The sequence below is a fragment of the Mesorhizobium sp. M0830 genome (assembly GCF_040319965.1).
In the GTDB taxonomy this organism is placed as follows: domain Bacteria; phylum Pseudomonadota; class Alphaproteobacteria; order Rhizobiales; family Rhizobiaceae; genus Mesorhizobium.
In genome coordinates, this window is sequence record NZ_JAMYOR010000032.1 from 31,256 (window position 1) to 48,857 (window position 17,602).

Genomic DNA, 17,602 nt, shown 5'->3' on the forward strand with positions numbered 1-17,602 from the left:
GGCACTGTTGCCAAATTGGCACGGTTGCATGGCTTTATGCGGGCTACCTCCCGGCTGCAATCGCCACCGGCTGGCCAGGTTCAGCCTCTTCGATCTTCTCCGAGAACAGGCCGCGCCGGAGGAACAGCGCTCGCGCGTCCCTGGCCGTCGGCGCGATCCTTGCCGGCCAGCCGCTTTCAACGAACTCGGCCTTGGTGAAGTCCGGATTTGTCTCGCTGGCCGCCTCCAGGAACTCGGCGATCTCCAGCACGATCGCGCGCTCGTCTTTCGAAAGCGCAGATGTGCCGGCCTCGATCGACGGGCGATGGACGAAGTCCTCGAACAGGTTGAAGTAGCCCTTGATACCGACGAGATCGACGCCATCGTCGCAGTCGGCCAGGATTTCCAGGATCTCGTAGATCCTGTTGCGGATGCGTTGCTCGATCAATCTTTCGGTGGGCTCTTCGGTCATGTCGACCATGGGGCGCGCCGAACGCTAGAAGGGCAGTTTCATTCCCGGCGGGATCGGCAGACCGGCGGTCAACGCCTTGGTCTTTTCCTGCATGATCTGCTCGACCTTGGTCTTGGCGTCATTGTGGGCGGCGAGCACCAGGTCTTCCAGGATCTCGACATCGTCCTCCTTGAACAAGGATGGATCGATCTTCAGCGACTTCATTTCGAATTTTCCGGTCAGCGTCACGCTGACCAGGCCGCCGCCGGCCTGGCCCGACGCTTCCAGAGTGGCGATCTCGTCCTGCATGGCCTGGAACTTGGCCTGCATTTCCTTCGCCTTGCCCATCAGGCCGAGAAGATCTTTCATGGTCTGGTCCTTTGCGGATTCGTTCTGTGGTCAGGTTTCGTCGTCGTCAGCCGGCGGCTCGACCGGCACTTCGGCCTCGGCCGTTTCGGCTTCCGGCGCGTCTGGAATGCGCACGTCGATGATCTTGGCCCCGGGAAAGCGCGCCAGGATAGCGGCCACCGTCGGATCGCTCTTGGCATCGAGGAAGGCGTTCTCGCGCTTGGCCGATTCCATCTCGGCGAGCGTCTGGCCACCCTCTTCCTTCGACAGCGAAACCAGCCAGCTGCGGCCGGTCCAGGCGCGCAACTTCGTCGTCAGGTCGTTGAGCAGCATCTTGGGCGCGTCGCTGGTCAGGCCGACGTCGATACGGCCGGGCTCGATACGAACCAGGCGGATATAGCTCTTGACCTGCACCTTGAAGGCGATGTCACGCTGCGCGTCGGCCAGGGCAATGATGTCGGCGAGCGATTTCAGCGGTGCCGATTGCGTCTCGACGACCGGCTCCGGCGGAGCGATGAAAGCAACAGGGGCAGGCGTGCTCTCCACGAGCCGCATGGTCTGCGCACCGCCCGGCCCGGCCGGCATGCGCGTCTGCGCCATCGCACTGGCGCCACCACCATTGCCCGACCCCGCGGGTGTACCATTCGGGCGTGGGGTGCCATTTTGTACCGGCGTTGCGCCCTCAAGAGATCTCAACGCCTCGTCCAGCGTCGGCAGGTCGGCGGCATGCGCCAGCCGGATCAGCACCATTTCGGCGGCACTCACCGGCCGGTTGGAGGACTGGACCTCGGGAATGCCCTTGAGCAGCATCTGCCATGTCCGCGACAACACTCTGACCGACAGCGTCCTGGCGAAATCCGCGCCGCGCTGCCGCTCGTCCTCGGATAGCGAGGCATCCTCGATGGCCGTCGGCACGAAACGCAGCCGCGTGACGAGATGGTTGAACTCGGCAAGATCGGTCAGCACGGCGGCCGGATCAGCACCAGTGTCGTACTGCGCGCGGAATTCGGCAAGAGCAGCCGCTACATCACCCTTCATCACATGTTCGAACAGGTCGACGATGCGGGCGCGGTCGGCGAGCCCCAGCATCGCCCGAACCGCAGCGGCGCTGACCGAGCCGGCGCCATGGGCAATCGCTTGATCGAGGATGGAGAGCGAATCGCGGGCCGAGCCTTCGGCGGCGCGCGCGATCATCGCCAGCGCGTCGTCGTCGACCGAAATGCCCTCCTTGGCCGAGATCGACGCGAGATGCGCGACCAGCGCACCGGCGTCGATGCGCCTCAAGTCAAAGCGCTGGCAGCGCGACAGGACAGTGATCGGAACCTTGCGGATCTCGGTGGTGGCAAAGATGAATTTGACGTGCGGCGGCGGCTCTTCCAGCGTCTTCAACAGGCCGTTGAAGGCCTGCGTCGACAGCATGTGCACTTCGTCGATGATGTAGACCTTGTAGCGCGCCGAGACCGGCGCATAGCGCACGCGCTCGATGATGTCCCTGATATCGTCGATGCCGGTGTGTGAGGCGGCGTCCATCTCGATGACATCGACATGGCGGCCTTCCATGATCGCCTGGCAATGTTCGCCGAGCACGGCAAGGTCGACCGACGGCTGGTCGATATCAGCGGTTTTGTAGTTCAGGGCACGAGCAAGTATGCGCGCCGTCGTGGTCTTGCCGACGCCACGCACGCCGGTCAGCATCCAGGCCTGGGCGATGCGGCCGGTGGCAAAGGCATTGGTGAGTGTGCGCACCGTCGGTTCCTGGCCGACCAGTTCTGAGAAGTTCGAGGGACGGTACTTGCGCGCCAGCACGCGATAGGCGGCCGCCTTGCCATTCTCCAGGCTTTTTGGTCCCGAATTTCCGGCTTCGCTCATTCGCCCATAAGCTCCAAATGGCCGCGCCCGAGGGCGGCCGATTCCTGCGCATAGTCTCGCCTGCGCTGCAATGCGTCGTCAATGTCGCGAGAAGGGCCGGTGAGGTGGGAGGCTGGAACAATGACCCGTTCCGGGCTCGTTAGGGCTGCTTCCTTCCGGACCTGACCCGGTTGGCGAGTGGATCGTCCACCACCAACCTCCCGCTGTCCATATCGGCAATTGTTCGATGAAATGCAAGTGCGCAGAAGAAATCCCTGGTTCCTTCGCAGCCTTCGCCGGCGCGTCGGCTGACGGAGCATCAAACGAAAACCCGCCTGCGCAGTGGGTCACTGGCGCAAATCAGCACCATGGGCAAATATGTACCATAGCTGAGGGCACGAAATCAAGAAAAAATTCCTATCGTGAAGAGCTGTCGATCGCGAGGGCGCAATGATTCGCTTGCAGCCCCCTTGCCGCCGCTCTAGCGTTCATGCCCTTGAGGAAACCAAGAAAAGCAAGGGAAACGCCGATGATGACGGGCCTGAAGGCCGGATTCACGCTGGACTCCCGGCTGGAGGCGGATAGCGAGCAGTTGATGTGGCTGGGGCTGTGCGAGCTGCGGGTGATGAACGACCGCCGCTGGCCATGGTTGCTCCTGGTGCCACAGCGGCCGGGCGCGGAGGAGATCCACGAGATGACGCCGCTCGACCAGGCAATGCTGACCTTCGAGACCAATATGGTGGCGCAGGCGCTGAAGAAAGCGACAGGCTGCACCAAGATCAACACCGGCGCGCTCGGCAACATCGTGCGCCAGCTGCACATCCATATCATTGCGCGTTCGGAAGGCGATCCCGGCTGGCCGGGCCCGGTGTGGGGATACGGCCTGCGCGAGCCCTATAAAGGCTCCGACCTGCGGCGGTTTGCCGAAACGATCAAGGCGGCGCTATAAGCGTTCCCCGTGTCCATCCCGCAACGCAGAGTTTCCATGAGCTTCCGCCTGTTTGACGCGCCCTTGCGCGAGCCGAGTCAGTTCGTCGGCTTTGCCGGCAACATCATCGACCGGCAGTCCGAAAACCGCGCCGACGATTCGGTCGACAAGGCGCTCGCCGACCCGGCGACACGGCTGCTGTTGATGCATGGGGGGCGGCTCTATCTGAAGCTCGGGGATGGCAGTGGTCTCGACCCCTGGTTTGGCGCCTCCGAGAGCGAGCCTTTCGAACCATTTCTCGAACAGGGTGTCCTGCTCGGTTTTTCCGAACGGGGACCCGTGCTGGCCGTGCCCGGCGGCGTCGATCCGGAGCGGCTTCCGGAAACCATCCAGGCAATCGACTACCGCTCCGTCTACATGCAGGGACTGATCGACGAGGCGGCCGCCGGCGCGATGGCGCAAGGGGCGGCGCTGCTGGCCTGGCATGCAAGCCATCGTTTCTGCAGCAAATGCGGCACGCAATCGCAGATGCGGGCCGGCGGCTACAAGCGCCACTGCCCGAATTGCGGCACCGAGCATTTTCCGCGTACCGACCCGGTGGCGATCATGCTGACGGCGACGCGGGAGAAATGCCTGCTCGGGCGCGGCCGGCATTTCGCGCCGGGCATGTACTCCGCGCTTGCCGGCTTCATCGAGCCGGGCGAGACGATCGAAGCGGCGGTGCGCCGCGAGACGCTGGAGGAGGCTGGCATCCGGCTTGGCCGCGTCGTCTATCACGCCAGCCAGCCCTGGCCGTTTCCTTATTCGCTGATGATCGGCTGCTTCGGCGAGCCGCTCAACGACGATATCCAGGCCGATTTGAACGAGCTGGAGGACTGCCGTTGGTTTGCCCGCGACGAGGTGCGTTCGATGCTGACCAGGGAGCATCCCGGCAATTTGGTCACGCCACCGAAAGGCGCCATTGCTCACCACCTCATCCGCGCCTGGGTCGACTCGGAGTGATGGCAGCGACTATCGAAAGACCATTCAGGAGCAGCAAATGATCCGTCACACCGTCGTCTTCACGCTGAAGCATCCGCCACATTCGCTGGAGGAACGGAGGTTCCTGGTCGACGCCAAGAAAATCCTCACCGCGATCAGGGGCGTCACGCATTTCGAGCAATTGCGGCAGATCAGCCCCAAGAACGACTATCGTTTCGGCTTCTCGATGGAGTTCGCCGATCAGGCTGCCTATACCAGGTACAACGATCATCCCGACCACGTCGCTTTCGTACGCGACCGCTGGGTGCCGGAGGTCGAGACGTTCATGGAAATCGACTATGTGCCGCTGGGCGCGGTGATCTAGTCAGCGACCTTCCACTGCTCACGCGACGCGCTGGCCGGATATACGCCCAGAATTCGCACTTCGCGTGAGAAGAAGCGAAGCTCGTCCAGCGCCAGCTTGACCAGCGGATCTTCGGGATGACCCTCTATGTCGGCGTAAAACAGCGTCGCGGTGAAAGCCCCCAGCTGGTAACTCTCCAGCTTGGTCATGTTGATGCCGTTGGTGGCGAAACCGCCCATCGCCTTGTAGAGCGCGGCCGGCACGTTGCGGACGCGGAAGATGAAGGTCGTCATCATCTTGACGTCCGGAGACGGGCGCTCGGCCCATTGCTTGTTCTTGGTGAGGACGACAAAGCGGGTGACGTTGCTGTCGGTGTCCTCGACATTATGCTCGATGATGTCGAGCCCATAGAGCGTCGCGGCCAGCGTCGGCGACAGCGCCGCCATGGTGCGGTCCTTGCCCTCGGAGACCATCTTGGCGGCGCCAGCCGTGTCACCGGCGACGATCGCCTTCCAGCCGTTCTTGCGGATGTATTTGCGGCACTGGCCAAGCGCGTGGATGTGGCTGTGCACGGTCTTGATCTCGTCGCGTTTGACGCCGGGCAGCACCATCAGCTGGAAATGGATGGGCAGGAAGTATTCGCCGATGATGTGGAGCTTCGATTCCGGCAACAGATGGTGGATATCGGCGACCCGCCCGGCAATTGTGTTCTCGATCGGAATCATGGCGAGATCGGCCTTGCCGGTCTCGACCGCGTTGAACGCGTCCTCGAAGGTCGGGCACGGCAACGGCTCCATCGATGGATAGACGTTGCGGGAAGCGGTGTCGGAATTGGCACCCGGCTCGCCCTGGAAGGATATTCTGTTGGTCTTTTCAGGCATGGCCAATTCTCGATTCAAGGGGGTCTCAGCTTCGAAGGGATTTCTCAGTTTGCAAGGATGGCTCTGGCGCGTTCGAGATCTTCCGGCGTGTCGACGCCAAGCGGCAGCGACTGGACGATCTCGGCATCGATGCGCATGCCGGCTTCGAGCGCCCGTAGCTGTTCCAGCCGTTCTCGCCGCTCCAGCGGCGACGGCTTCAGCGCGACGAAACGCTCGAGTGCGGCGCGACGATAGGCATAGAGGCCGACATGATGATAGAGCGGCCCCTCGCCCCAAGGTGCCGTGGCGCGCGTGAAATAGAGCGCCCTCAGCCTGGTGCGGGAGAGCGGCGACCCGACGATCTTGACGACGTTGGGATTGGTCTTTTCCTCATCGCGGACGATCTCGACGCCGAGGGTGGCGATGTCCACCGCGCCGTCATCGAACGGCCTGAGCGAGGCGACGATGATGCCGGGGTCGATGGTCGGCAGGTCGCCCTGCACATTGACGATCGTTTCGACCTTGCGCTCGGGATCGAGCGCGACCAGAGCCTCGTGAATGCGGTCGGAGCCGGATTGGTGGTCCATGCGCGTCATCACGGCCTCGAAACCATGCGCACGCACCGCTTCGGCCACGCTTTGCGTGTCGGTCGCCACCACGACCCGGCCGAGGCCGGACTCCGTGGCGCGGCGGGCGACATGGACGATCATCGGCGCGCCGGCGATGTCGGCCAGCGGCTTGCCTGGCAGGCGTGTCGAGGCCATGCGGGCCGGGATCAGAATCAGTGTGGACATGCGCGGTGCAAGGCGTCTCGAAGAGGACAGGGAAAGTGGCAAAAGGTCTCACTGGAAGCGCCCTTATAGGTGTTGCAACGCCGCAGCAAAAGACCTAGTTTCCGCCCGATTTGACCGCCCTGGCAGGGTGATCACGATACCGACGGACGGAGTGGACGGTTCGGTCCGCCGGAAAAGGGAGCAAGGGGCGTATGGATTCCAACGAAGTCAACAAACTGCTCGCCGGATTGCTCGGAACCGTTTTCGTCGTCTTCTCGGTCGGCATTGTGTCGGACGCGCTGTTTGCCTCGCCGGCGCCGGAAAAGCCCGGTTTCGCCATCGAGGCCGCTGAGCCTGCCGAAGGCGGTCCGGCCGCGCCTGCCGCCGAAGCCAAGCCAATCGCCGAGCTGCTGGCCACCGCCAATGTCGAGCAAGGCGCTGCCGTCTTCAAGAAATGCCAAGCCTGCCATTCCGGCGAAAAGGGCGGCCCCAACAAGGTCGGCCCCGATCTGTGGGATCTCGTCGACCGCCCTGTGGCCGAGCATGAAGGCTTTGCCTATTCGGCCGGCATGAAGGAATTTTCCAAGGGCGGCACCGAGAAGTGGACCTACGACAACATCAACCACTTCATCACCTCGCCGAAGAAATTCGTTAAGGGCACCGCCATGGGCTTCGCCGGCCTGCCGAAGGACGAGGATCGCGCCAACGTCATCGCCTATCTACGCACGCTGTCCGACAATCCGAAGCCGCTGCCGGCGCCAGGCGCTGCCGCCGACGCAACCGCGCCCGCCAAGCCGGCTGAAGGTGCTGCCCCGGCGAAGCCGGCTGAAGGTGCCGCGCCGGCCAAGCCGGCCGCTCCGGCTCCGGCCGTACCCGCACCGGCGCCCGCTCAATAACCGGATATCCATCTCGACGACCTTGAAAAAGCCGGGTTCAGCCCGGCTTTTTCGTTAGGAAAACCGCATATGCGGCGACAAAGCCGCGCATGGCGGTTTTCACGAGCGCCAAATCGTCTAGATTGTCCATGAACGGGCATTGCGAAGAGGATAGTGCATGACGGTTGGCCGAACGCTTCTCAAGTCGATGCTGGCGGCAGCCCTTCTGGCGGCCGGATTGCAGACGAGCCGAGCGGACGAATGGCGCACCGCCTCATCGCTGATCGGCGAGTCCAAATACGGCGACAACTTCCAGCACTACGACTACGTCAACCCAAACGCGCCCAAGGGCGGCACGTTGAATTCGGTGGTGCTCGGCACCTTCGACAGTTTCAATCCCTACATCGTACAGGGATCACCGGCCGCCGGCCTGGTCGGGTTCGGCGGTGGCCTGCTCTACGATACGCTGATGGAACAGGCGACCGACGAAGGCAGCACCAGCCACCCGCTGATCGCCGACGCGTACAAATATCCCCCCGACTATTCCTCGGCGACCTACCGGCTGGACCCGCGTGCCAAATGGCATGACGGCCAGCCGATCACCGTCGACGACGTGATCTGGTCGTTCCAGGTGCTCAAGGCGAACAGTGCGCAATACAGCCGCTACTTCGAAAATGTCACCGATGCGGTGGCGATTTCGGACCACGAGGTCGAGTTCCATTTCAACCAGAAGGGCAACCGCGAACTGCCCAAGATCATCGGCGATCTTGCAGTGCTGCCGAAACATTGGTGGGAAGGCACCGATGCCAATGGCAAGAAGCGTGACATCACCAAGCCGACGCTGGAGATTCCGCTCGGCTCGGCCGCCTACAAGATCGCCAGCTTCAAACCGGGCTCGGAAGTCATCTGGCAGCGCGTGCCGGACTATTGGGCGGCGAAGCTGCCGGTGAAGATCGGCCGCGAGAATTTCGATACGCGGCGTTTCACCTATATACTCGATGACAATGCGGCCTGGTTGGCCTTCACCAAGGGCGGGCTGGAAGACCTCAACCGCGAATTCAGCTCGCGCAAATGGGCGACAGCTTATGATTTCCCGGCGATCAAGGCCGGCGACGTCATCAAGAAGGTCTTCGAGAGCCACTCGCCGCAGCCGATGCAGGCATTCGTGCTCAATCAACGGCGGCCGCTGTTCCAGGATCGCCTGGTGCGCGAGGCGCTGACCTATCCGTTCGATTTCGAGTCGATGAACCGAACGCTGTTCTTCGGTTCCAACACCCGTACTTCAAGCTATTTCCAGGGCACCGACCTGGCGTCGAGCGGTTTGCCGCAAGGCAAGGAACTGGAAATCCTGGAAAAGTACCGCGACAAGCTGCCGCCTGAACTCTTCACCCAGCAGTTCAAGCTGCCAGTCTACGATTCACCGCAAGCGGAACGAAAGTACCTCAAACAGGCCGTCGACCTCTTCGCCAAGGCCGGCTGGGTGATCAAGGGCGGCAAGATGGTCAATGCCAAGACCGGCGCTCCGTTCAAATTCGAGATCCTGGGCTGGAACGACACCGACCAGGTGATCGCCAGCCCCTATATCGCCAATCTGCGCAAGATCGGCGTTGATGCCACGTTGCGCATCATCGACCAGACGCAATACATCAACCGCGTCAACCACTTCGAATTCGATGTCGTCACCGGCCTGTTCGGCCAGTCGGATTCGGCCGGCAATGAGCAGCGCGATTTCTGGAGCTCGAAGGCCGCCGACACACCCGGTTCGCGAAATCTGATGGGCATCAAGGATCCGACCGTCGACGCATTGGTCGACCGCGTCATCTTCGCCACCGACCGCGAGGATCTCGTCGCCGCCACTCATGCGCTCGACCGCGTGCTGCTGTGGAATTTCTATGTCGTGCCGCAATATCATCGCTCGGCAATATGGGTGGCCTACTGGAACAAATTCGGCATCCCCGACAAGCAGCCTGCCTATTCCGGCTATGATCCCGACTCCTGGTGGATCGACCTCGACAAGGAAAAGGCGCTGGCCGCCAAATACAGGGGCAGCAATTGATGGCGGTCCTGCCCCGCCGTGATTTTCTCGTCCTGGGCACTGCCGCCGCTGCCGCCGCCATGCTGCCGGGCAAGGCCTTCGCCACCATTGCGACCGGCGTGAAGCTGCACGGCTTGTCCGCCTTCGGTGATCTCAAATACAGCCCGGATTTCACCCATTTCGACTATGTGAATGTCGATGCGCCGAAGGGCGGCACCTTCAACTTCTCGCCGCCGAACTGGGGCTACAACCAGAACACGCTGACCTTCAACACGCTGAACTCCTTCACCCAGAAGGGCGATGCGCCGCCGCGCATGGAGATGTGTTTCGACGCGCTGATGGTCAGGGCCCTGGACGAGCCGGACGCCCTCTATGGGCAGCTCGCCGACGGCGTGACGGTTTCCGACGACCGCAACAGCTTCGAGTTCTCGCTGAGGCCGCAGGCGCGCTTCCACGACGGCACGCCGCTGACGGCAGAGGACGCCGCCTTCACCTTCAAGCTGTTCAAGGAAAAGGGCCATCCCGACTTTTCGCTGTCCTTGATCCACCTCGACGAGGCGGTCGCCGTCGATCAGCACACGCTCAAGCTCAATTTTTCCGGCAAGCAGTCCGCCCGCACGGTGCTCAATGTCGTAGAGTTCCCTATCCTGTCGAAGGCCTTCTACACGGCCAACCCGTTCGACTCCTCGCAACTGAATCCGCCGCTCGGCTCCGGCGCCTACAAGGTTGGTCGCTTCTCGGCCGGCGCGTGGATCGAATACGACCGGGTGGCCGACTATTGGGGCCGCGACCTTCCGGTCAATCGCGGCATGAACAATTTCGACACTATCCGGATCGAGTTCTACCAGAACCGCATGGCCGGCTTCGAAGCGTTCAAAAAAGGCGAAATCACCTATCGCGAGGAATTCACGTCGCGCGTTTGGGCGACCGCCTACGACTTTCCGGCCCTGACCGCTGGCAAGGTGGTCAAGCACGAATTTCCCGCCGAGAAACGGCCGACGATGCAGGGAACCGCCGTCAACCAGCGACGCGAGCAATTTCGCGACGCGCGTGTGCGCCAGGCGATCGCTCTCTGCTTCGATTTTGAATGGACGCGGCGCAACTTCTTCTACGGCTCCTATGAGCGCTCGCAGTCCTGTTTCGAGAAGTCGGACTTTCGCTCAGAAGGACCGCCGTCGTCACAGGAACTGGCTCTGCTGGAGCCGTTGCGCGCACAGCTCCCAGCGGAGGTCTTTGGCGAGGCGGTAAGCCAGCCCCCGTCTGACGGCTCCGGCCGTGACCGCAAGCTGCTTGGCCAGGCAGCGAAGCTTTTGGCCGCGGCCGGCTGGAAAAGGTCGGGCGATTTCGTTGTCAACGACAAGGGCGGCCGGCTTTCGGCCGAGTTTATGGTCGACGACGATACCTTCGTCCAGGTCTATTCGCCCTGGGTCGCCAATATGAAGGCGATCGGCATCGACGCCACGATCCGGCTGGTCGATTCGGCGCAATACCAAGCCAGACAGGCGACATTCGATTTCGATCTGCTGTCGGCCGCTTTCTCGTTCAACGCCACGCCGACTCGCGACGACCTCGAAACCTTCTTCCATTCAAGCACGGCAAAAGTGTCCGGCTCGCGCAATCTGCCGGGCATCGCAGATCCTGCGATCGACAAACTGATCGACGCAGTCGGCGCGGCCAAGGATCGGGAGAGTCTGACCGTTGCGATGCGGGCGCTCGATCGGGCCTTGCGCGCACGGCGCGATTGGATTCCAAGTTGGTTCCTGGCGAATCACCGAAGCGCCTTTTGGGACATGTTCGGCTTTCCCAAGCAGAAGCCCGATTTCGGCTTTCCGGTCGAGGCGCTGTGGTGGTTCGACAAAGGCAAGGCGGCAAAAATTGGCAAAGCCTGAGATATCAGTCCAACGAGGACAGAAAGCCTGATGGGCGCCTATATCCTGCGCCGCATCCTGTTGATGATCCCGACGCTGTTCGGCATCATGGCGATATCCTTCGCCGTCATCCAGTTCGCCCCCGGCGGGCCGGTCGAGCAGGTCATGGCCAGGTTGACCAACCAGGGCGGCAGCGACCGCCTCGGCGGTGGTGGCGGTGGCGACGCAGGCGGCAGCGCCAATTTTGACGCTGCCGCCGACGTCAGCTCGAAATATCGCGGCGCGCAGGGCCTCGATCCGGAATTCATCAAGAAGCTGGAAAAGCAGTTCGGCTTCGACAAGCCGCCGCTCGAGCGCTTCGGCATGATGTTGTGGAACTATATCAGGTTCGATTTCGGCGACAGCTATTTCCGCGACATTTCGGTGCTCGACCTGATCCTCGAAAAAATGCCGGTGTCGATTTCGATCGGCCTGTGGATCACGCTTCTATCCTACCTGATCTCTATCCCGCTCGGCATCCGCAAGGCGGTCAAGGACGGCTCTTCGTTCGACGTCTGGACCAGCGGCGTCGTCATCGTCGGCTATGCCATCCCAGGGTTCCTGTTCGGCATCATGCTGATGGTGCTGTTTGCCGGCGGGTCTTTCTGGGACTGGTTTCCGCTGCGCGGCCTTACCTCGGACAATTGGGATCAGCTGTCCTGGTGGGGCAAGTTCGTCGATTATTTCTGGCACATGACCTTGCCGCTGACGGCGCTGGTGCTGTCGGCCTTCGCCACCACGACGCTGTTGACCAAGAACTCGTTCCTGGAGGAAATCCGCAAGCAGTATGTGGTGACGGCGCGGGCCAAGGGCCTTTCGGAGCGGCAGGTGCTCTACGGCCACGTCTTCCGCAATGCCATGCTGATCGTCATCGCCGGCTTTCCCGGCGCCTTCATCTCGGCCTTTTTCACCGGCTCGCTGCTGATCGAGAACATCTTTTCCCTCGATGGCCTCGGCCTGCTCGGCTTCAGGTCGGTGGTCGAGCGCGACTATCCTGTGGTGTTCGCCAACCTCTACATCTTCTCGCTGCTCGGGCTGTTCGTCGGGTTGCTGTCCGACCTGATCTACACCTGGGTCGATCCGCGCATCGATTTCGAGCGGAGAGACGTCTGATGTCGGATGCTACTGCCCCCGCGGGAGCGACGCCGGAGCGGATCGCGCGGCCCTGGCTGTCGCCGCTCAACAAGCGCCGCCTGCAGAATTTCAAAGCCAACCGGCGCGGCTACTGGTCGCTATGGATATTCCTCGTCCTGTTCGTGCTGTCGCTGTTTGCCGAGTTCATCGCCAACGACAAGCCGATCATCGCTTCCTACAAGGGCGAAATCCTGTTTCCGGTGCTGGTCGCCTATCCCGAGGAAAAGTTCGGCGGCTTCTATGCCGTCACCGACTATCGCGACCCGGTCATCCAGGACGAGATCAACGCCAATGGCTGGATGATCTGGCCGCCGGTGCGGTACTCCTACCAGACCGTCAACAACGCCATTCCTGAAGCAGCTCCCGCCAAGCCGTCCTGGGAGTACGACGCCAAGACGCGATGCAACCAATATCCCCAAGGTCCGGCCGATCCGGCCTGCATCGTCGGCAACTGGAACTGGCTCGGCACCGACGACCAGGCGCGCGACGTGCTGGCGCGCGTCATCTACGGGTTTCGCATCTCGGTGCTGTTCGGCCTGATCCTGACTGCTGGCTCGGCACTGATCGGCGTCGCGGCCGGCGCCGTGCAAGGCTATTTCGGTGGCTGGACGGATCTGCTGTTCCAGCGTTTCATCGAAATCTGGTCGGCGATCCCGGTGCTCTATCTCCTGCTCATCATAGCCGCCATCCTGCCGCCGGGCTTCTTCATCCTGCTCGGCCTGATGCTCCTGTTCTCCTGGGTAGCGCTGGTCGGCGTGGTGCGGGCCGAGTTCCTGCGCGCCCGCAACTTCGAATATGTCAACGCGGCGCGCGCGCTCGGCGTGCCCAACCGCACCATCATGTTCCGGCACCTGTTGCCCAACGCAATGGTGGCGACTTTGACCTTCATGCCCTTCCTGCTCTCAGGGTCGATCTCGACGCTGACTTCGCTCGATTATCTCGGCTTCGGCCTGCCGCCCGGCTCCGCGTCGCTCGGCGAACTGCTCAAGCAGGCGCAGCGAAACCTCAACGCGCCGTGGCTCGGCATTTCGGGCTTCATCGTCATCTCGCTGATGCTGTCGCTGCTGGTCTTCGTCGGTGAGGCGACGCGCGATGCCTTCGATCCGCGCAAGACGTTCAGATGAGCGGAGCCCCCCTGCTCAGCGTACAAGACCTCAGTGTCGCCTTTAGCCAGGGCGATGGCCAGTCGACGGCTGTCGACCACATCTCGTTCGACATCGCCAAGGGCGAGACGGTGGCACTCGTCGGCGAATCCGGCTCCGGCAAGTCGGTGTCTGCGCTGTCGGTGCTGAAGCTGTTGCCCTATCCCAGTGCCAGCCACCCCTCGGGAAAGATACTGTTCCAGGGCGCCGACCTGCTTGCGATGAGCGAGAAGCAGTTGCGGCAGGTGCGTGGCAACAAGATCACCATGATCTTCCAGGAGCCGATGACCTCGCTCAATCCGCTGCACACGATCGAGCAGCAGATCGTCGAGATCCTGAAGCTGCATCAGGGCATGGCCGACCGCCCGGCCAAGGCGCGCACGCTGGCCTTGCTCAACGAGGTCGGCATCCGCGATCCGCAAAAACGCCTCGATGCCTATCCGCACCAGCTGTCCGGCGGTCAGCGTCAGCGCGTCATGATCGCCATGGCGCTGGCCAACGAACCCGAATTGCTGATCGCCGACGAGCCGACGACGGCGCTCGACGTCACCGTGCAGGCGCAGATCCTCGAGCTGCTGGCCGGCTTGAAGAGCCGCAAGGGCATGTCGATGCTGTTCATCACCCACGATCTCGGCATCGTGCGCAAGATTGCCGACCGGGTCTGCGTGATGACCAAGGGCAAGATCGTCGAGACCGGTCCGACCAAGGAGATTTTCGCCAATCCGCAGCATGCCTATACAAAACATCTGCTGGCGGCCGAGCCGAAGGGCAAGCCGCCGGCGGCCAATGCCGCCGCCAAACCAGTGATGACGGGCAAGGACATAAAGGTCTGGTTCCCGATCAAGCAGGGCTTCTTCCGCCGCACCGTCGACAATGTGAAGGCGGTCGACGGCATCGATGTCACCGTGCGGGCCGGCCAGACGCTCGGCGTGGTCGGCGAATCGGGGTCAGGCAAGACGACGCTCGGCCTGGCGCTGGCGCGCATGATCTCCTCGACCGGAGCCATCCAGTTCAACGGGCGCGACATCAACCAGCTCACCTTCAACGCCATGCGGCCGCTCAGGCGCGAGTTGCAGATCGTCTTCCAGGATCCATTCGGCTCGCTCAGCCCGCGCATGTCGATCGCCGAGATCATCGAGGAAGGCCTGAAGATCCACGAGCCGAAGCTGTCGCCCGACCAGCGCGACGACAAGGTGGCGGCCGTGCTGAAGGAGGTCGGCCTCGATCCGGCGACGCGCAACCGCTATCCGCACGAATTCTCCGGCGGCCAGCGCCAGCGCGTCGCCATCGCGCGCGCCATGGTGCTCAACCCGCGCTTCGTCATGCTGGACGAACCGACATCGGCGCTCGACATGAGCGTACAGGCACAGGTCGTCGACCTGTTGCGCAGCCTGCAGGCCAAGCACGACCTCGCCTATCTTTTCATCAGCCACGATTTGAAGGTTATCCGCGCGCTCGCCAACGACGTCATCGTCATGCGCAATGGCAGGATCGTCGAAGCCGGCCCTTCCCGGCAGATTTTTGAAAATCCGCAAACCGACTATACTCGGGCGCTGATCTCGGCCGCCTTCAAGATAGAAACGGCGCCGGTCGGCATCGTCAGCGAGTAATTTGCGTGCAGAGGGACTAAAAGATCGCAATGGAAAAAGGCCGCATCCTGCTTGCCGTCACCGGCTTCAATCCGCAGCGCTGGCGCGAACTCCTGTCGGCCGAACGCGAGGTGGTGCTGGAACCGGACGGCGCCAGCGATCCTTCGATCACCTATGCGGTGGTGTGGAAGCAGAAGCCGAACCTGCTGGCGTCGCTGCCCAATCTGCGCGCCATCTTCTCGATCGGAGCGGGTGTCGACCATATCTTCGCCGACCCCGGGCTGCCCGATGTTCCGATCGTCAAGGTCGTCGCCGGCAACCTCACCCAGTACATGACCGAATACGTCGTCTGGCGGGTTCTCGACCATCACCGCCAAGGCCTGCTCTACCGGTCGCAGCAGTCGAAGAAGATCTGGCACGAGCCGCAGCAAAGGCCGGCCGGCGACATTTCCGTCGGCATCATGGGCCTCGGCAGCCTCGGCCGCGCGGCGGCCTCGGTGCTGCTATCGCTCGGCTTTGCCGTGAACGGCTGGTCGCGCAGCGACAAGGCTATGGAAGGCGTGGCGACCTATTCCGGCGAGGCCGGATTGATCCCCTTCCTCAAGGCAACCGACATCCTTGTCGTACTTTTGCCGCTGACGCCGGACACCAAGGGCATTATCAACTACGGCGTGCTGAAGGAATTGCGCAAGCGCAACGGCCTCGGCGGCTCGGTGCTGATCAACGCCGGGCGCGGCCGCCTGCAAAAGGACGCCGACATTTTACGGGCGCTGGATGACGGCACGCTGAAGGAGGCGAGCCTTGACGTGTTCGAGGTCGAGCCGCTGCCGAAGACCAGTCCGATGTGGGGACATCCAAAAGTGTTCGTCACGCCGCACGCGGCGGCGACTTCCGACCCCGTCCATCTGGCGCCGATCATGCTGCGCCAAATGGACGCCTTCGAGCGCGGCGAAAAGCTCGACAATCTGGTGGACCGCAAGGCCGGGTATTAGCCAGGTAACGCCAATTTCTTCTGCTTGTCCGGTTGGCCGCACTGGCGGCGATTGATCGACCGGTTCATGGCATCGATCTCGCCGCTCGCCTGGTCGGTGTCGCGCCTGGCCTTGGAGCGCATGTCCGGCGTGAACGGGCCGAAGCCCATCGCCGGGTTGGAGAATGTCGGCTTGGCCGTCGTCGGAAGTTTGTATTGCTGCGCCAACCCGTTGCGCTGTGCCAGCAACTGATCGCACGGCACGCTGTCATACTGCAGGGACGACTGGATGTTGGCGTCCTGGCGTTCCGACATCGAGGTGCCGCCAACGCAGCCTGCGGTCAGCACGCAAGATGCCAAGATCATCATGTTCCAGCGCATCGAGATGCTCCTCCTGATATCGCGCCTGATCCGTCCAGATCGCAAATATCAGTCGCGCATGCAAATCGGACTTTTTTCGCAGCACGGATATTCGTGAGACCGGCGAGACAGTATCCTCAAGCGGCCGGCAACTTGCCCGCCACAACGACCAGCCCGTTGACGGGTTCGCGCCGGTCTTGCCTGATCACGGTCGTTTCCAGCGACAGGACCGAAAATCCGTTGGTGGCCAGGACGTCCCGCACATAGCGTTCCGCATGCGCGTAGCGGCGCGACGGCTGCAAGACAAAATCGCCATTGCCGGCCAGCTCCTCGACGGAAAACGCAAACAGGCCGTCCTTGGCCAACAAGCCGGCAATCGTCCTCACCACGCCGTCGAGCGCACCGACATAGATGAAGACATCGGCGACAGTCACCAGATCGGCCGTCGGGCCGGCATGGACAAAATCCCGCAGATCGGCCTTGCCCAGGACATCGTAGACGCCCTTCGTCCGCGCCTTTCTCAGCATCCTGCCCGAAATGTCGTAACCCTCGAGCCGATCGACGATCGGCCGCAGCCTCTGCCCCATCAAGCCGGTGCCGCAGCCGAGATCGAGCGCCAGTGGGAAGCGGCCCGGCCTCGCCGTTCGAATGGCCTGGTCGAGCGCCTCAGGCAGCCGGTAGCCCAGTTTGTCGACCAGCGATTCATCGAAGCTGTCGGCATAGTGGTCGAACAAAGTCTCGACGAAGGCGCTGGGCAGCGCGTCGACCGCCGGCGCCTTGCCGATCAATTGCAGGTTCAGGGCAGCGCCTTGTCGATCCGATGGATCGAGTTGCAGCGACATCGTCCAGGCCCGTGCTGCCAGATCCGGCGCGCCCGCCGCCTGCTGGATTTCGCCGAGGCGAAACCAGCCCATCGCCCATTGCGGTGTCATTTCCAGCGCGCCGAGCAGCAATTCAGCCGCTGCCGCGTGAGCGCCATCCGCATGGAGCATCTCGGCATATTCGGCACGGCGATCGGCGTTCAAGTCGCCGGACGAGGCCTGAAGCGGTTTCATGGCGGTGGGTCCTGTCGGCGGATC

The 17,602-nt window shown here is 62.6% G+C and carries 17 protein-coding genes and 1 other RNA gene; 10 read left to right on the forward strand and 8 right to left on the reverse strand.

Annotation, left to right across the window (positions count from 1 at the left end; all coding sequences use genetic code 11):
• Positions 1 to 43: 43 nt before the first annotated feature.
• The 4 genes from NKI20_RS19345 to ffs form a co-directional block, all read right to left on the reverse strand.
• On the reverse strand, positions 44 to 451 hold the full coding sequence (locus tag NKI20_RS19345) for a hypothetical protein (protein WP_023758153.1): 408 nt from the start codon (positions 449 to 451) through the stop codon (positions 44 to 46).
• A 24-nt stretch (positions 452 to 475) separates the two neighbouring features.
• Positions 476 to 799, reverse strand: a complete 324-nt coding sequence (locus NKI20_RS19350) for a YbaB/EbfC family nucleoid-associated protein (protein WP_352604114.1) — start codon at positions 797 to 799, stop codon at positions 476 to 478.
• Between the two features lie 30 nt (positions 800 to 829).
• Positions 830 to 2,647 (reverse strand): DNA polymerase III subunit gamma/tau, encoded by a 1,818-nt coding sequence (locus tag NKI20_RS19355; protein WP_352833134.1) that lies wholly within the window; start codon positions 2,645 to 2,647, stop codon positions 830 to 832.
• Between the two features lie 104 nt (positions 2,648 to 2,751).
• Positions 2,752 to 2,848, reverse strand: an RNA gene (gene ffs / locus NKI20_RS19360) — signal recognition particle sRNA small type.
• A gap of 307 nt (positions 2,849 to 3,155) precedes the next feature.
• Here ffs and NKI20_RS19365 point away from each other — a divergent pair.
• From NKI20_RS19365 to NKI20_RS19375, 3 genes are read left to right on the forward strand one after another with little or no spacing between them, the layout of a single operon-like run.
• Positions 3,156 to 3,575 (forward strand): HIT family protein, encoded by a 420-nt coding sequence (locus tag NKI20_RS19365; protein WP_023758156.1) that lies wholly within the window; start codon positions 3,156 to 3,158, stop codon positions 3,573 to 3,575.
• A 36-nt stretch (positions 3,576 to 3,611) separates the two neighbouring features.
• Positions 3,612 to 4,556 carry an NAD(+) diphosphatase gene (nudC, locus tag NKI20_RS19370; RefSeq protein ID WP_352833137.1) on the forward strand — a complete coding sequence of 315 codons (945 nt, stop codon included), beginning with the start codon at positions 3,612 to 3,614 and terminating at the stop codon, positions 4,554 to 4,556.
• Positions 4,557 to 4,593: 37 nt separating this feature from the next.
• Positions 4,594 to 4,899, forward strand: coding sequence for a Dabb family protein (locus tag NKI20_RS19375; protein WP_023758158.1), 306 nt, complete (start codon positions 4,594 to 4,596; stop codon positions 4,897 to 4,899).
• Here NKI20_RS19375 and NKI20_RS19380 read toward each other — a convergent pair.
• Entirely contained in the window at positions 4,896 to 5,759 is an 864-nt protein-coding gene (locus NKI20_RS19380) for a prephenate dehydratase (protein WP_352727089.1), read from the reverse strand. The genes NKI20_RS19375 and NKI20_RS19380 overlap by 4 nt on opposite strands.
• A gap of 44 nt (positions 5,760 to 5,803) precedes the next feature.
• The gene (locus tag NKI20_RS19385; protein ID WP_352833141.1) at positions 5,804 to 6,532 is read right to left on the reverse strand and encodes a 3-deoxy-manno-octulosonate cytidylyltransferase; all 729 of its coding nucleotides are present in this window, start codon (positions 6,530 to 6,532) and stop codon (positions 5,804 to 5,806) included.
• Between the two features lie 191 nt (positions 6,533 to 6,723).
• Here NKI20_RS19385 and NKI20_RS19390 point away from each other — a divergent pair, with 191 nt between their 5' ends.
• The 7 genes from NKI20_RS19390 to NKI20_RS19420 all read left to right on the forward strand — a co-directional run bounded on the left by NKI20_RS19390 (position 6,724) and on the right by NKI20_RS19420 (position 16,185).
• Positions 6,724 to 7,407 (forward strand): c-type cytochrome, encoded by a 684-nt coding sequence (locus NKI20_RS19390; RefSeq protein ID WP_352486755.1) that lies wholly within the window; start codon positions 6,724 to 6,726, stop codon positions 7,405 to 7,407.
• Positions 7,408 to 7,564: 157 nt separating this feature from the next.
• Positions 7,565 to 9,442, forward strand: a complete 1,878-nt coding sequence (locus NKI20_RS19395; RefSeq protein WP_352486756.1) for an extracellular solute-binding protein — start codon at positions 7,565 to 7,567, stop codon at positions 9,440 to 9,442.
• Entirely contained in the window at positions 9,442 to 11,310 is a 1,869-nt protein-coding gene (locus NKI20_RS19400) for an extracellular solute-binding protein (RefSeq protein ID WP_352833146.1), read from the forward strand. The genes NKI20_RS19395 and NKI20_RS19400 overlap by 1 nt, the downstream gene beginning before the upstream one ends.
• A gap of 30 nt (positions 11,311 to 11,340) precedes the next feature.
• Positions 11,341 to 12,441: a microcin C ABC transporter permease YejB gene (locus NKI20_RS19405; RefSeq protein WP_352833149.1), complete on the forward strand. Its 1,101-nt coding sequence runs from the start codon at positions 11,341 to 11,343 to the stop codon at positions 12,439 to 12,441.
• Entirely contained in the window at positions 12,441 to 13,586 is a 1,146-nt protein-coding gene (locus NKI20_RS19410; protein ID WP_352833151.1) for an ABC transporter permease, read from the forward strand. Before NKI20_RS19405 ends, NKI20_RS19410 begins: the two co-directional genes overlap by 1 nt.
• Positions 13,583 to 15,214, forward strand: coding sequence for an ABC transporter ATP-binding protein (locus NKI20_RS19415; RefSeq protein ID WP_352833154.1), 1,632 nt, complete (start codon positions 13,583 to 13,585; stop codon positions 15,212 to 15,214). The genes NKI20_RS19410 and NKI20_RS19415 overlap by 4 nt, the downstream gene beginning before the upstream one ends.
• A 29-nt stretch (positions 15,215 to 15,243) precedes the next feature.
• Positions 15,244 to 16,185, forward strand: coding sequence for a 2-hydroxyacid dehydrogenase (locus NKI20_RS19420; protein ID WP_023758169.1), 942 nt, complete (start codon positions 15,244 to 15,246; stop codon positions 16,183 to 16,185).
• Here the strand turns inward: NKI20_RS19420 and NKI20_RS19425 are convergent.
• Both NKI20_RS19425 and NKI20_RS19430 read right to left on the reverse strand, forming a co-directional pair.
• A complete protein-coding gene (locus NKI20_RS19425; RefSeq protein ID WP_352727108.1) occupies positions 16,182 to 16,544 on the reverse strand; it encodes a hypothetical protein in 363 nt (120 codons plus the stop codon). The two genes, NKI20_RS19420 and NKI20_RS19425, sit on opposite strands and share 4 nt — an antisense overlap.
• Positions 16,545 to 16,660: 116 nt before the next feature.
• Positions 16,661 to 17,578: a class I SAM-dependent DNA methyltransferase gene (locus NKI20_RS19430; RefSeq protein WP_352833157.1), complete on the reverse strand. Its 918-nt coding sequence runs from the start codon at positions 17,576 to 17,578 to the stop codon at positions 16,661 to 16,663.
• Positions 17,579 to 17,602: the final 24 nt, after the last annotated feature.

Coding starts and splice junctions, on each gene's coding strand:
- NKI20_RS19400 (WP_352833146.1), top strand. CDS start 9,442: ATGGCGGTCCTGCCCCGCCGTGATTTTCTCGTCCTGGGCACTGCCGCC.
- NKI20_RS19390 (WP_352486755.1), top strand. CDS start 6,724: ATGGATTCCAACGAAGTCAACAAACTGCTCGCCGGATTGCTCGGAACC.
- NKI20_RS19395 (WP_352486756.1), top strand. CDS start 7,565: ATGACGGTTGGCCGAACGCTTCTCAAGTCGATGCTGGCGGCAGCCCTT.
- NKI20_RS19420 (WP_023758169.1), top strand. CDS start 15,244: ATGGAAAAAGGCCGCATCCTGCTTGCCGTCACCGGCTTCAATCCGCAG.
- NKI20_RS19365 (WP_023758156.1), top strand. CDS start 3,156: ATGATGACGGGCCTGAAGGCCGGATTCACGCTGGACTCCCGGCTGGAG.
- NKI20_RS19350 (WP_352604114.1), bottom strand. CDS start 799: ATGAAAGATCTTCTCGGCCTGATGGGCAAGGCGAAGGAAATGCAGGCC.
- NKI20_RS19410 (WP_352833151.1), top strand. CDS start 12,441: ATGTCGGATGCTACTGCCCCCGCGGGAGCGACGCCGGAGCGGATCGCG.
- NKI20_RS19425 (WP_352727108.1), bottom strand. CDS start 16,544: ATGCGCTGGAACATGATGATCTTGGCATCTTGCGTGCTGACCGCAGGC.
- NKI20_RS19405 (WP_352833149.1), top strand. CDS start 11,341: ATGGGCGCCTATATCCTGCGCCGCATCCTGTTGATGATCCCGACGCTG.
- NKI20_RS19355 (WP_352833134.1), bottom strand. CDS start 2,647: ATGAGCGAAGCCGGAAATTCGGGACCAAAAAGCCTGGAGAATGGCAAG.
- NKI20_RS19380 (WP_352727089.1), bottom strand. CDS start 5,759: ATGCCTGAAAAGACCAACAGAATATCCTTCCAGGGCGAGCCGGGTGCC.
- NKI20_RS19415 (WP_352833154.1), top strand. CDS start 13,583: ATGAGCGGAGCCCCCCTGCTCAGCGTACAAGACCTCAGTGTCGCCTTT.
- NKI20_RS19345 (WP_023758153.1), bottom strand. CDS start 451: ATGACCGAAGAGCCCACCGAAAGATTGATCGAGCAACGCATCCGCAAC.
- nudC (WP_352833137.1), top strand. CDS start 3,612: ATGAGCTTCCGCCTGTTTGACGCGCCCTTGCGCGAGCCGAGTCAGTTC.
- NKI20_RS19375 (WP_023758158.1), top strand. CDS start 4,594: ATGATCCGTCACACCGTCGTCTTCACGCTGAAGCATCCGCCACATTCG.
- NKI20_RS19385 (WP_352833141.1), bottom strand. CDS start 6,532: ATGTCCACACTGATTCTGATCCCGGCCCGCATGGCCTCGACACGCCTG.
- NKI20_RS19430 (WP_352833157.1), bottom strand. CDS start 17,578: ATGAAACCGCTTCAGGCCTCGTCCGGCGACTTGAACGCCGATCGCCGT.